General features: G+C 43.8%; 15 protein-coding genes. 11 read left to right on the forward strand and 4 right to left on the reverse strand.

Features of this window, described 5'->3' with window-relative positions:
- Nucleotides 1–1,149: an aldose epimerase family protein gene (locus FLA_RS10065; RefSeq protein WP_076380346.1), complete on the forward strand. Its 1,149-nt coding sequence runs from the start codon at nucleotides 1–3 to the stop codon at nucleotides 1,147–1,149.
- Between the two features lie 101 nt (nucleotides 1,150–1,250).
- Nucleotides 1,251–1,916 (forward strand): HAD family hydrolase, encoded by a 666-nt coding sequence (locus FLA_RS10070; protein WP_076380347.1) that lies wholly within the window; start codon nucleotides 1,251–1,253, stop codon nucleotides 1,914–1,916.
- 8 nt (nucleotides 1,917–1,924) lie between these two features.
- On the opposite strand, the gene FLA_RS10075 is transcribed toward FLA_RS10070, so the two are convergent.
- Nucleotides 1,925–2,239 (reverse strand): hypothetical protein, encoded by a 315-nt coding sequence (locus FLA_RS10075; protein WP_144264081.1) that lies wholly within the window; start codon nucleotides 2,237–2,239, stop codon nucleotides 1,925–1,927.
- Nucleotides 2,240–2,308: 69 nt separating this feature from the next.
- Between FLA_RS10075 and FLA_RS10080 the strand changes: the two genes are divergently transcribed.
- The 3 genes from FLA_RS10080 to serA all read left to right on the forward strand — a co-directional run bounded on the left by FLA_RS10080 (nucleotide 2,309) and on the right by serA (nucleotide 4,521).
- Nucleotides 2,309–2,800, forward strand: a complete 492-nt coding sequence (locus FLA_RS10080; protein WP_076380349.1) for a YajQ family cyclic di-GMP-binding protein — start codon at nucleotides 2,309–2,311, stop codon at nucleotides 2,798–2,800.
- 128 nt (nucleotides 2,801–2,928) lie between these two features.
- Nucleotides 2,929–3,177 (forward strand): type B 50S ribosomal protein L31, encoded by a 249-nt coding sequence (locus FLA_RS10085; protein WP_076380350.1) that lies wholly within the window; start codon nucleotides 2,929–2,931, stop codon nucleotides 3,175–3,177.
- Nucleotides 3,178–3,285: 108 nt separating this feature from the next.
- Complete coding sequence (gene serA / locus FLA_RS10090; RefSeq protein WP_076380351.1) at nucleotides 3,286–4,521, forward strand: phosphoglycerate dehydrogenase; 1,236 nt, start codon at nucleotides 3,286–3,288, stop codon at nucleotides 4,519–4,521.
- A gap of 14 nt (nucleotides 4,522–4,535) precedes the next feature.
- Here serA and FLA_RS10095 read toward each other — a convergent pair whose 3' ends face one another.
- The 3 genes from FLA_RS10095 to FLA_RS10105 form a co-directional block, all read right to left on the reverse strand.
- A complete protein-coding gene (locus FLA_RS10095) occupies nucleotides 4,536–5,075 on the reverse strand; it encodes a hypothetical protein (protein WP_076380596.1) in 540 nt (179 codons plus the stop codon).
- A gap of 147 nt (nucleotides 5,076–5,222) precedes the next feature.
- On the reverse strand, nucleotides 5,223–5,657 hold the full coding sequence (locus FLA_RS10100) for an RDD family protein (RefSeq protein ID WP_076380352.1): 435 nt from the start codon (nucleotides 5,655–5,657) through the stop codon (nucleotides 5,223–5,225).
- 24 nt (nucleotides 5,658–5,681) lie between these two features.
- The gene (locus tag FLA_RS10105; RefSeq protein ID WP_076380353.1) at nucleotides 5,682–6,416 is read right to left on the reverse strand and encodes an RDD family protein; all 735 of its coding nucleotides are present in this window, start codon (nucleotides 6,414–6,416) and stop codon (nucleotides 5,682–5,684) included.
- Nucleotides 6,417–6,481: 65 nt separating this feature from the next.
- Here FLA_RS10105 and FLA_RS10110 point away from each other — a divergent pair, with 65 nt between their 5' ends.
- The 6 genes from FLA_RS10110 to FLA_RS10135 all read left to right on the forward strand — a co-directional run bounded on the left by FLA_RS10110 (nucleotide 6,482) and on the right by FLA_RS10135 (nucleotide 13,320).
- On the forward strand, nucleotides 6,482–7,423 hold the full coding sequence (locus tag FLA_RS10110; protein ID WP_076380354.1) for a stage II sporulation protein M: 942 nt from the start codon (nucleotides 6,482–6,484) through the stop codon (nucleotides 7,421–7,423).
- Entirely contained in the window at nucleotides 7,420–8,271 is an 852-nt protein-coding gene (locus FLA_RS10115) for a DUF4129 domain-containing protein (protein ID WP_076380355.1), read from the forward strand. Before FLA_RS10110 ends, FLA_RS10115 begins: the two co-directional genes overlap by 4 nt.
- A 4-nt stretch (nucleotides 8,272–8,275) precedes the next feature.
- Nucleotides 8,276–9,511, forward strand: a complete 1,236-nt coding sequence (locus FLA_RS10120) for a DUF4350 domain-containing protein (RefSeq protein WP_076380356.1) — start codon at nucleotides 8,276–8,278, stop codon at nucleotides 9,509–9,511.
- Between the two features lie 2 nt (nucleotides 9,512–9,513).
- On the forward strand, nucleotides 9,514–10,491 hold the full coding sequence (locus FLA_RS10125) for an AAA family ATPase (protein WP_076380357.1): 978 nt from the start codon (nucleotides 9,514–9,516) through the stop codon (nucleotides 10,489–10,491).
- Nucleotides 10,492–10,493: 2 nt separating this feature from the next.
- Nucleotides 10,494–11,831: a DUF58 domain-containing protein gene (locus tag FLA_RS10130; protein ID WP_076380358.1), complete on the forward strand. Its 1,338-nt coding sequence runs from the start codon at nucleotides 10,494–10,496 to the stop codon at nucleotides 11,829–11,831.
- 214 nt (nucleotides 11,832–12,045) lie between these two features.
- Nucleotides 12,046–13,320, forward strand: coding sequence for an NAD(P)/FAD-dependent oxidoreductase (locus FLA_RS10135; protein ID WP_076380359.1), 1,275 nt, complete (start codon nucleotides 12,046–12,048; stop codon nucleotides 13,318–13,320).
- Nucleotides 13,321–13,518: the final 198 nt, after the last annotated feature.

Genomic DNA, 13,518 nt, shown 5'->3' on the forward strand with positions numbered 1-13,518 from the left:
ATGAAGAAACTATTTCGTATATCAGTTGTCGTGCTGGCATTTACCGGTTTATTAGCCGGATGCGGTGGCGATGCTGGTAAAAAAGAAGAATCAGGTGTTAAAGCAGGAATTGCCAAAGCAGACTGGGGGCAGGTGGATGGTGCACCTGTATACTTGTATACCCTTACCAATAAGGAAGGGGTGCAGGTGAAAATTTCCAACTACGGTGGAACAGTTACCTCCTGGATAGCACCGGATAAAAACGGCAACAAATCCAGCATAGTGGTGGGTTTTGACAGCTTATCGGGTTACCTGGCCAAGCCGCCTTATTTTGGCGCTATCATTGGCCGTTATGGCAACCGTATAGCCAATGGTCAGTTTAAAATTGGCAGTGATGCCTATAAGCTGGCTACCAACGATGGTAAAAACCATTTACATGGTGGCAATAAAGGTTTTGATAAAGTGGTATGGACTGGTACGGTAATATCGGACAGCATCCCTACTTTAATATTAACCTATTTAAGCAAGGATGGTGAAGAAGGTTACCCAGGCAACTTAAAAGTAATTGTGAAGTATACCCTGACAGACGATGACGAGCTGAAAATTGAGTATACAGCCGATACGGATAAACCAACCCCGGTAAACCTTACCAACCACAGCTACTTTAATCTGAGCGGTGATGTGGCGAACACTATCGAGAACCACGGTTTGCAGATTGATGCTGCGAACTACACTCCGGTAGACAGCACCTTAATCACCACCGGTGAAATTAAGCCGGTAGCCGGTACTCCTTTCGACTTTACTGTGAAGCAAAAGATCGGGGGCCGCATTAATGATGTGCCAGGTGGTTACGATCACAACTATGTGCTGAACAAGAAAGGCGACAGCACCCAGCTGCAACTGGCTGCTATTTTAAGCGACAGTTTAAGTGGCAGAAGCCTGGAGGTATACACTACTGAGCCTGGCCTGCAGTTTTATTCAGGCAATTTCCTGGATGGCACTTTTACTGCTGCCAACGGAAGCAAAATAAACAAGCATACTGCTTTATGCCTGGAAACACAACATTTTCCGGATTCTCCTAACAAAATTGAGTTTCCTACCACTATCTTAAAGCCAGGTGAGAAGTATCATACTTTCACTACTTACAAACTGGTGTTAGGCAAGCAATAGGGGATACCTTCCATACTTCTTTTTTTTCAGAGGGTAACAGCAAACTATTGCTGTTACCTTTTTTTATGGGTGTTATATTTGAGCATTAAAACAGCAAGGATATGATACAACCAAAGGCATTTTTGTTTGACATGAACGGGACGATGATTGATGATATGTTTTATCATGGCCTTGCCTGGTTTGATGTGCTTACGAATGATGTAAAGGCCAACTTTACCAGGGCAGAGGTGGATAAGCAGATGTATGGCAAGAACGAGGAAGTATTAGACCGGCTATTTGGTAAAGGACGTTTTAGTGTCGAAGAGGTAAGTGCGTTAAGTGTAGAAAAAGAAAAAAGATACCAGGCGGCTTACAAACCGCATCTGAAACTGATAAACGGGCTGGATGCTTTTTTGAAAAAGGCAAAGGCGCACGATATAGCTATGGCCATTGGCACGGCTGCTATTTCTTTTAATGTAGATTTTACGCTGGATAACCTGGATATCAGGCGGTATTTTGAGGTGATTGTATCGGCAGATGATGTAAGCACCAGCAAGCCGCACCCGGAAACATTTACCAAATGTGCCGATTTACTGAAAGTACCTTACCTGGATTGTGTGGTGTTTGAAGATGCACCTAAGGGGGTAGAAGCGGCATTGAATGCCGGAATGAAGGCGGTTGTTATTACCACCATGCACCCGGCACATGAATTTGCTGCTTATCCAAATGTGATCACCTGTGTAGCTGATTACACTGATCCTAAACTGAATGCCTTGTTTCAACAATAAAGCAGGGGTTAGCCTACTACCGGCTGTAGCATAGCAATAAACTGCTGCAGGGCGGTGCGTATTTCCTGTTTGTTCTTCTCGAAATGCTCTTTCAGTTCTTTGGTTTTGGTGGTGGTGTTGGTTACGCCGTTTAAATCGGCTGCCAGCTTTTTTAAAGTAGTAACGGTTACGGCTTTGTCCGGTTCGGTAAAAGGCTGGTCAAGCAGATAATTCGCTACCCGGCGTGCAATAAACACCAGATCAAAAATGGATTCTTTAGAGGAATACGTCGCTTTTTCAATTTCCTGTTCGTAGGATATAAGGTTGTTGTATACTTTTTGCATAAAGCACTTTTGTACAGCCTTAAAAGTAAGGGATTTAATCACATATCTTTGCAAAAAAAATTGTAGCCTATGCCGTCTTTCGACATCAGCAGCAAAGTTGACCTCCAGACATTGGATAATGCGATTAATACGGTGAAAAAAGAGATCAGTACCCGTTTTGATTTCAAAGATTCGCCCGTGTCTATTGAATTGAACAAAAAAGATTATGTCGTAAATCTGGAAGTGGAAAGCGACATGAAAATGAAGCAGGTAATTGATGTAATTATCAGCCGTGCTATGAAACAGGGCATTGATGCCAGTGCGTTTGATTTTGAAAAAGATGCTTACCCCAGCGGAAAAGTGGTAAAAAAGGAAGTGTCGGTAAAAAACGGCCTGAAGCAGGAAGATGCCAAGAAAATAGTAAAACTGATAAAAGATAGCGGTTTAAAGGTGCAGGCGGCCATTATGGACGATATTGTACGGGTTACCGGCAAAAAGATCGACGATTTACAGGATGTGATTGCAGCCTGTAAGGCGGGCAACCTGGGCATGCCGCTGCAGTTTGTGAATATGAAAAGCTAAAAGATTGATTTTCATAGGAGAAACGTGTTGCAAACTTGCTTTGAAATTTACATGGAATGCTTTACCTTTGCAGTTCCATAAAAATTAAACAGTACGGCAAAAACCGTACGGCCTAAAAAATTTCTTATATGAAACAAGGTATCCATCCAGAAAGTTACAGATTTGTAGTGTTTAAGGACATGAGTAACGGTAATTCTTTCCTGGGCCGCTCTACAGCAGCTTCTAAAGAAACTATCGTGTTTGAAGATGGTAACGAATATCCAGTAATCAAATTGGAGATTTCAAGCACTTCACATCCTTTCTACACCGGTAAAAACATGTTAGTTGATACTGCCGGTCGTATTGACAAATTCAACAAACGTTACGCGAAAAAATAGTTTCTTGAAAGTGATTCAAACGATCCCTCCGCAGTGTCAAAAGCTTCGGAGGGATTTGTGTTTTAGGGCATACGTACATTCGTTATTTTTTATAAAAAGCAATACCATATGAGCCAGGCTACCACCAGCTATCCCAAGGAGAAGATTAAGATTCTGTTTTTAGAAAACATCAGCGATAAAGCTGTGAACCGTTTTAAAGACAACGGCTATGTGAACGTAGTTAAATTGTCAGGGGCGCTTAGTGAAGAGGAACTGATTAAGGAAATTAAAGATGTGCATTTGCTGGGTATCCGATCCAAAACCAAGGTTACCGCCGAGGTACTGAAGCATGCTACCAAGCTGCAGGCCATTGGTTGTTTTTGTATTGGTGTAAACCAGGTGGATTTAGCGGCTGCTACGCAGGGCGGTGTGGTGGTGTTTAACGCCCCTTACAGCAACACCCGTAGCGTGGCAGAACTGGTAATTGGTTTAAGCATTATGCTTATTCGCCGTATTCCGGACAAGAACAAAGCGGCTCATGAAGGTATTTGGTTAAAAGACGCGAAAGGTAGCTTTGAGCTGCGTGGTAAAACATTAGGTATTATTGGCTATGGTAACATTGGTACACAGTTGAGTGTAATGGCCGAATCGTTAGGTATGCGCGTCATGTTCTATGATGCAGAAACCAAACTGCCATTGGGTAATGCCATTGCGGCCAAAACGATCAATGAGCTGGTAGGGGAAGCCGATATTATATCACTGCATGTGCCGGAAACCGCTGCTACTAAAAACCTGATCAACGAGTCGGTTATTAAAAACTTTAAAAAGGGAGCTTTATTAATCAACTACGCCAGGGGAGAAGTGGTAGATCTGGAAGCACTGGCTAAGGCGCTGAAAAGCGGTGACGTGGGTGGCGCAGCCATTGACGTGTTCCCATGGGAGCCTGAGAAAAACGGTGATCGTTTTGAAACACCTTTACAAGGTTTAGGCAACGTAATTCTTACGCCGCACATTGGTGGCAGTACAGAAGAAGCACAGCAGAACATTGGCGAAGATGTAAGTAATAAACTGTTTTACTACCTGGAAAAAGGTATTACCAACGGTTCACATACCTTACCGGGAATCAGCCTGCCGGCTATGGAAGGGGCACACCGTATATTGCATATTCACAGCAACATACCGGGTGTGTTGAGTGCTATCAACACTCAGTTATCTCAAAACAATATCAACATCCTGGGCCAGTACCTGAAAACCAACGATGAAATTGGTTATGTGGTATTAGACGTAGATAATAAGCTGAGCAGTCAGGCGGTTGAATTGCTGAAAGAGGTGAAAGGCACTATTAAAGTGAGAATGTTATATTAATGATATACAGGCATTCAACGCTTTTGCTTTTGAATGCCTGCTAATATTTTTTTACCACGGCTGCGGAATGCAGCCGTTTCTGTTTCCCATTGTTCTTCTATAATCAATTGCAGCTCGGGCAATATATCGGGATATCCGCTACTGAGGTTATATAGTATAGTAAGGCTGAAAGCTTTGATGGCTACTGCTGTACCCGGCGTGGTTACCAGCTGAAAACAGGTGTTCATAACAGGCCCATGAAAAGCTTCAGGTATCTCTGTTTCTTCCAGTATGCGCGCGCAATTACGTATAACAGTGCCGGAGGCATCGGGGCGTTGTAACTGTTGAACCAATTGAGGGATGTAAGGCTTGATTAAATCAGGCGCCAGGCGTGCAGCCTGACTCACACACCAGGCCGATCGTTGTATCAACCTGCTGTCTTCACTTAAAAAGCATTGCATTAATAACGCAAACTGTTGGGCAGAAGAAGCGGCTTTAGTGGCAACAGCGCGCGAAGCTTCTTTGGAAAAAACGGAATTGGCCAGGATACTGGCTGCAAGCGCTTTGTACGACATAGGCTTAAAATTAAACAAGGTAAAGGATACTCCCTTACCTTGTTTTTATAAAATATAACGTATGCTAATTGATGGATTAGCTATACCTGCCATCCAGCATGCTTAAAATGTCTGGTTGTTGTTCCAGGGTTGTAAGGGGATAATCGATTAAATCTTTTTCACCACACGGGTGCGGGAAAATTGATCGTGCCAGATCTCGCCCCAGAAAATGCTGATGGCATCCAAGATAGGGATAGTACGTATGATAGATCTTACCAGTGCATCCGTGAAATTAACAGGCCTGTCCAGATCAGTTCTGATTACTTTGGTGCGGGTAACCATTTTGCCCACTGTTTGGCCGGTTGCGCCTTCCATAATAGTATAGTAAGCGATAGCAATAACACTGCCAGCCAGCATACTGGGCCACATATCAAGAAAGCTGGTGGGAGAAGAGATACTGAATATGCCCAATAGAATCCAATCTATAAATCGTAAAACAACACCATCGATGAGTGCATTTACGAAGCGGGTACCTTTATCTACGCCATAGACAGATGTTTGCTCCTGATTAAAATCAGAAAGGATATCTTGTTGCTGTTGCATAAACTTTGTTTAACGTGTGTATGTTTAGGATTGATTAGATAAGTGGTTGTAGTCTCTTAGTAATGTTTCGAGGAAGTATATATTGTCTTCATACTCCTGTATATGCAGTGCGGTGCGTATGGTATCCGCTATGCGGTCAATACGTTGCAGGGAGGCCTTGCCTATACGATAGTTAACCAGGGCGGTTTTAATCGTGTTCATATCGCGGTCGCTCAATTGCAGGGCCGACTGATAGCGGGGTTGGTAGTTATCCGCTACTTCCTGGAATACGGTAGTGCTTAAGGAGCTGCTCAGGCTTGTTTTAATTACCATAGTGCCGGCAGCCACATCGCCCAGGCGTTGATTTTTTTTAGTGGACAGGTAGCTTACCAGGTCTACAATGGTAAAAGGAAATGCGTAGGTGATCCATCGGGTTAGCCAGCGTATAAAAAACTGGTGTAACTGGGGTTTGCCGCCGGTTTCACTGATGACTTTAATGCGGGCTACTTTTTTGCCTAATGTTTGCCCGTTCAAAAACACCTCGCATAACAGGCTATAGGTAAGTACAGGAATAAAAAGAAGTATTTGTAAAACGGTAAGACTGTCTTTGAAGGTTTCCCCTCTTTCTGAAGCATTAGATAAGGGAATAATAATAACGGCCAGTACATAAGCCCCCATAACAAAAAAATCAAACAGAAGGGCCCAAAAACGGTTCAATAACTCAGCGGTTTCAAATTCCAGCTCTATATTAAAAGCAGTTGGAACAGTTATTTTTTGCATTTAGGGGAGTAGATATTGTTTTGTACGTAAAGTAATTATAATTTTCCAAATCAAAACCCTCAAACTTGAGAGAAGCGCAATTTATTAAAAAGAATAAAGACCGCTGGCAGGAGATGCAGAATAATCCCAGTAATCATCCTGATGAAACTGCCAACGAGTTTATTCAACTGGTAGAAGATTTGGGGTATAGTAAAACCTTTTACCCCTCCACCGGCGTTGTCAAATACCTGAACACAGAAGCCACCAAGCGCTATTTACATATATACGTGAATCAGAAGCATAGCTGGAAACGTGTGGTGCGTTTTTTCAAAACCGACCTGCCGTTGATAGTAGGCAAGCACCATAGCATGTTGCTGATCTCTTTTATCCTGTTTTTATTGTTTGTATTGATCGGCTTTTTCTCGGCTAAAGGCGACGAGTCGTTTGTGCGAATGATTTTAGGAGATAGCTATGTGAATATGACGGAGCGTAATATAGAAAGCGGTCGTCCTTTTGGGGTATATGACCAGGGCAATGAACTGGTGTCATTTCTGGAGTTGTTTATGAACAACGTATCAGTGGGGCTGCGTGCGTTTGGCGGCGGCCTGCTGCTGGGCATTCCTACTATATTCATGGTCGTGTACAATGGTATTATGGTGGGCGCGTTTGAGTATATGTTTTACAGCAAAGGGTTAATGGCGGATAGTTTGTTAACTATTATGATACATGGCACCATTGAATTAAGCACACTGGTAGTGGCGGCTACATCGGGCCTGGTACTGGCCAAAAGCTGGCTGTTTCCTGGTACGTTAAGCCGTAAACAGGCTTTTAAAACCGGTGCTAAAGAGGGAGTGATTATAGCTATGGCTAACTTTCCGATGTTGTGTATTGCTGCATTTTTCGAAGGCTTTGTTACCAGGCATGCTGGTATGCCTATATGGCTGAAGCTATTGATAATAGGCGCTTCACTTACATTAATGCTGGGGTATTTTGTTGTATATCCTATAATATTAAGAAGAAGAAAATGAGGCATACCCTGGTGAGATTTGTATGGTTACTGGTTTGCCTGATGGGGTCCCGTGCAATGGCACAGGACAGTGGTTCGCAGACAGTGGTGGATGAAGAGGTGGCGGCGCCAGCTGCTGAAGAAAAGCATATTTATGATTCTTCGGAGCGCTATTTTAACCAATGGTCGGTTGAATCGTGGAAGGCGAACCCATTGCTGTGGCCGGCCAATAACGCCGATAAGCAGGTGAAACAATGGCGTAGTGAGGAGGACTATTGGTATGTAAACAAGGCCCAGGACTTTAACCATTTTCTTGATTCGATGGTAAAGACCAATAAGAAGAAAAAGGTAAAAAGCAGGATTTCTCCCGATGAAGTAATAGACAGAACATTCCAGGTGCCAACAATAGCGGGTGGCAGTCTGACTTTTGCCATGGTGATTGTGATCGTTTTTGTGGTGTTGCTGGGGTATTTCATGTATGCTAATAAGATCGGCTTTTTTGCACCTAAGAATGCACTGGTAGAAGGCGAAGGTGCAGGGGAGGAGCAGGAAGACCTGTTCTCTATCCAATTTAAAGAACGGCTGCAAAAAGCTTTGCAGGAAAGCAACTACAGGCTGGCCGTACGTATATGGTTTTTACAAACGTTGCGGAAATTAAGCGATAGCGACCTGATCAGGTATCAACCTGATTATACCAATATTGATTATTTACTACAGGTACAGTCCAATGCTCCGGGCGACCGTTCCCGGCTGTTTTCACTTGTTACCAGTCACTATGAATATGTGTGGTATGGTAAGTTTGAAGTGAGTAAGGAGTTGTATGAAAGAATCAGCCAGGATTTCATCACCCTTCAAAGCAAGATTGGTTAACGGTATGAAGAAATTTATTCCTTTTATTGCAGGGGCTGTAGTGATAGTGCTGGTATTGGTGCTGATGCCTGCCCGTAAAAAGCAACCACAGTTTGATGGTAAGGTAACATTAAATGTGCGTGATAAAATTCCTTATGGCTGTTATGCTTCTTATCATCTATTACCCGATCTGTTTCCGGGTGTAAAGGTGGAGCTTAACCGTAACGAGCCGGGTAGCTGGAAAGAGGTGAGTCTGGACTCTTCGGGACAGGTGTTGCTGATTGTAACCAAATTCTTTGACCCTTCGGAAAGTGATCTGGATTATTTAACTGCATTGGCGCAAAAGGGTAACTGTGTGCTGATTAGTGCGGTGGAAATGAGCTATGATGCCAAGAAGTTTTTTAAAGTACACGAGCAGTTCCTGGATGTGGACAAGGGGGATAAGGCTATTGCAGATGAACCTATGTTGAATGTTTCGCATCAGTTTGGGGTGAGCATGGACACTAACGTAGTGCACGGCGCCAGCTGGTTTATTTATCCGGGGTTGAAATATGGGAATGAGTTCCAGGATATAGATACCAGCATTGCCCACGCCCTTGGTTATACTGCGAGTTTTCAGGTGAACCTGGTAGGTATTCATGCTTCCAAAGGCTCGATACTGCTGCACTCCACGCCGCTTACTTTTTCTAATTTTTTCCTGCTCTACGAAAGTAATTACAGGTATCTGCAGCAGTTGGTGTCGTTAGCTCCGTTTAAACCTACACGTATAGTGTGGGATGAATATTTTTTAAACAATGTGCAAAAGGATAGCCACAACAATGGTGGCAACCTGTTAGGCGTGCTGTTGAGTTATGAAAACTTCCGCTGGGCCTTTTGGATGGCAATTATAGTGATAGGCTTGTACCTGGTAACGGGTATACAACGCCGGCAGCGCATGATTCCTCAAATGGCCAAACCGGTGAATGAATCGCTGGAGTTTGTATCGGTGATAGGTAAGTTGTATTACGAGAAGGGCGACCATGCCAACCTGGGTTTAAAGCTGGCGCAGTTTTTCCTGGAGCATGTACGCACCAAATATCACCTTGATACGCAGTATGTGAACAGCTCCTTTGCGGTGCACCTGGCTGCTAAAGCAGGCATTACTCCTGAAATGGCCGGACAACTGGTAGATTATATTACAGAAGCCCAGATGGGGTCTATAACAGCAGACCGGTTAGCATCTTTTTACGGGCTATTAGATACATTTTATAAAACAACCTGATTATGGAAGATATTTTATTTGAACAAAGGCTGAATTTAAGCGAATTAAGCGCCGGCGTACAAAGGCTACAGCAGGAGATTAAGAAGGTGATAGTGGGGCAGGATGAAATGGTGCAGCTGCTGATCACCGCTATTTTATCAGACGGGCATGTGCTGATTGAAGGCGTGCCGGGCGTAGCCAAAACACTGGCAGCAAAGCTGGTGGCCAGAAGTATCCAGGTGGGTTTTAGCCGTATACAGTTTACGCCCGATCTGATGCCGAGCGATGTGCTGGGCACCAATATATTCAATCCCGGCAGCGGACGCTTTGAGTTTAAACAAGGCCCCATCTTTGGCCAGGTAGTGCTGATTGATGAGGTGAACCGTGCCCCTGCAAAAACGCAATCGGCTTTGTTTGAGGTAATGGAAGAAAGGCAGGTGACTATAGATGGGGTAACGCATAAAATGCTGCATCCTTTTATGGTGCTGGCTACACAAAATCCCATTGAGCAGGAAGGTACCTACCGCCTGCCCGAAGCACAGTTAGACCGCTTTTTATTTAAGATAAAAGTACCGTATCCGTCAGAAGCGGAAGAGATCATCATTTTACAACGTTTCCAGCAGATGGATAACGAAGAAAAGGTACAGAGTGTGCAACCTGTTATCAGCGGTGACGATGTGTTAAAGCTGCGTGCTTTAACCCGACAGGTAATTGCCGATGAAAAGCTGTTGTCGTTCATTGCTAAAATAGTAGTAGCCACCCGTAACGATAAGGCGGTATATCTGGGCGCATCGCCCCGTGCTTCGCTGGCATTGCTGAATGCAGCCAGGGCTACCGCGGCTATCCTGGGACGCGACTTTATTACTCCGGAAGATATAGTGTATGTATCCAAACCTGTATTAAGGCATCGCCTGGTGTTAACACCGGAAAAAGAAATGGAAGGTGTTACGGAAGATGAGGTGATACAAAGGATTGTTCATTCGATAGAGATTCCGCGTTAATTATGAAAAAACTGCTGTACCGCATTTCCTTTTATTTCACCCGCCTTTTTTATATCGTCTGTGGTGTAATTGTGTGCCTGTTCATCCTGGCTTTCTTTTTTCCGAAGCTGCAACAGGTGGGTAGTATAGCGGCTTTATGTGTAGGTATTACCGTGTTGCTGGATCTGGTGATTGTGTATTCTAAAAAACAACCGGTAACGGTGAACCGGTTATGTGCCGAACGGTTTAGCAATGGTGATGAAAACAAGGTGGTGCTGGAAATAAACAACCACTTGCCTTATAAGGTAACGTTAGAAATTATTGACGAGCTGCCTTTTCAATTTCAGCTACGTAACTGGAAGCGAAGGGGAGTAGCAGAAACAGGCATCTCGGCTATTGAGTATACACTCAAGCCTTTGGAAAGAGGGGTATATACATTTGGCATCGTGAACGTGTTTGTAACAGGCGTGCTGCGTATGGTGGTGCGCCATATCAGAACCGGGGAGGAGAAAGAGGCGGCAACCTATCCTTCTTATATGCAAATGCGTCGCTTTCAACTGATGGCGGCTACCAACCAGTTACAGGAAGCAGGTTCGCGGCAAATGCGTAAGCTGGGTAACAGCTTAGAGTTTGAGCAGATACGGGAATACGTGCTGGGCGATGATTACCGCACTATTAACTGGAAGGCTTCGGCACGCAAGAATGCCATAATGGTGAACAACTTTATGGATGAGCGCAGCCAGCAGGTGATTTGTGTTATTGACAAGGGCCGTACCATGAAAATGCCTTTTGAAGGTATGAGCCTGCTGGACTATGCTATTAATGCTTCGCTGGTGTTAAGCAATGTAGTATTGCATAAGCAGGATAAAGCAGGCCTGTTAACGTTCGGCAGTACGGTTGATCAATATATAGCCCCCGATAAAAAAGCCACGCAACTGGGCTATATATTAGAAGCGCTGTACCGTCAGGAAACCAATTTTATGGACAGCGATTTTGAAGCGCTGTATTCCACTATACGATACCGGGTAAAGCAACGAAGCTTGTTGCTTTTGTTTACCAATTTTGAAAGTATGTATGGTATGGAAAGGCAATTACCTTATTTAAAAAAGCTATCTACCAACCATCCTTTACTAGTGATATTTTTTGAAAACACCGAGCTGGGCGAGTTGATCAACCAACGGGCCCAAAACCTGGAGGAGATTTACCAGCAAACCATTGCCAGCAAGTTTGCTTTTGAAAAAAGACAAATGGTGCGCGAGTTAAATAAACACGGTATTATGGCTATGCTCACCACTCCGCAAAAACTCACCGTAAATGCGTTGAACAAGTATTTTGAACTGAAGGCACGGCAGGTGATGTAGATACTACTACAGTAGTGTAGTACCCGCTACTACAAGCATGTTTAATGTGAGTGCTGTATTGTGCCGTTTTAAAGTGATTTTGATGGAATATTGTGCGTTTTTGCCTGTAAAAGCCACTTATTCAAGGGTTTTTGGTCAAAATAACTTATAATTCATGTTGGTTTCCCCTTTATCTGGTTTACTTTTGCGCCCTGAAAAAAACAGGAAGTATTGTATGAGAATGGTAATTATAGGGGGTGGGTTTGCTGGTTTACAGTTGGCCCGTCGTCTGAATAACAAAGAGGGCGTAGAGGTTTTACTGATTGACAGATTTAATTATCACCAGTTTCAACCCTTATTCTATCAGGTAGCTACCGGCGGTTTAGATGCCAGTAACATATCCTTCCCCTTGCGCAAAGTATTTCATAACAGCAAGAACGTACGTATCAGGCTGGCTGAAGTAAAAAACATTAGTCCCAACACCAACACTGTTCACACAGACATCGGTGATTTTGAGTACGACACACTGGTAGTGGCAACGGGCGCAGGCACCAACTTCTTTGGTAATTCCAACCTGGAGAAGCATGCGTATCCGATGAAATCTACCACCGAAGCGCTGCAATTACGCCACCATCTCATTCATAACTTCGAAGACGCATTAAACGCTACGCCTGATGAGTTACAGCAGATCTTAAACATTGTGGTAGTGGGCGCGGGCCCAACCGGTGTGGAAGTGAGCGGTACCCTGGCGGAGATGAAGAATGATATTTTACCTAAAGACTATCCTGAAATAGACTTTAGCAAAATGCAGATATTCCTGCTGGAAGGCTCGAACCACACGTTGCTGAACATGAGCGACAAAAGTAAAGAGCAAAGTCAGCGCTACCTGGAGCAACTGGGTGTGAACGTGCAACTGAACACCATTGTAAAAGACTACGATGGCAGTCACGTAACCTTAACCAATGGCGAAAGAATTTCTACCAGAACGGTGATCTGGGCTGCCGGTATTAAAGGTAATGTGCCTATGGGCATTGATCCTGACCTGGTGGTAAGAGGTAACCGTATTAAGGTAGACAGACAGAACAAGGTGCTGGGCTACTACAATGTGTACGCTATTGGTGATATCGCTTCTATGGAAACGCCTAAGTACCCTAACGGGCATCCACAATTAGCCAACGTAGCTATCAACCAGGGTAAAACACTGGCCACCAACATTCTCAACCGTGTTAAAAACCCTAACGCGCCATTAATTGACTTTGAATACAAAGACAAGGGCAATATGGCTACTGTAGGCCGTAACAAAGCGGTAGTTGATTTACCAAAACCCAAAATTCACTTCGGCGGCTTCTTTGCCTGGCTGGTGTGGATGGGCTTGCACTTAGTATTGATTTTAGGTGTGAAAAACCGGATGCAGATTTTCCTGAACTGGATTTACAAGTATTTTACTTTTGACCAGAGCTTACGATTACTGTTCCAGGATTTTTATAAGAATAGAAAAGCGGGGAATTAACTCCCCGCTTTTTTTATGCATATGTGGAGTTTGTTGCTACTATTGGGGCGATAAAGAATTGAAAATGTAGGGGTTAATGTTATTGTAGTACACGCTGTAACGTGGCATAGTTTTTTACTATATATGCACAAGTCCGTCATTTGATTCTTCTGAGAATTTTGCCACTAACCGGTCCTTAGTGATGGGTAGGTAAAAAAA

The sequence above is a fragment of the Filimonas lacunae genome, assembly GCF_002355595.1.
GTDB classification, from domain to species: domain Bacteria; phylum Bacteroidota; class Bacteroidia; order Chitinophagales; family Chitinophagaceae; genus Filimonas; species Filimonas lacunae.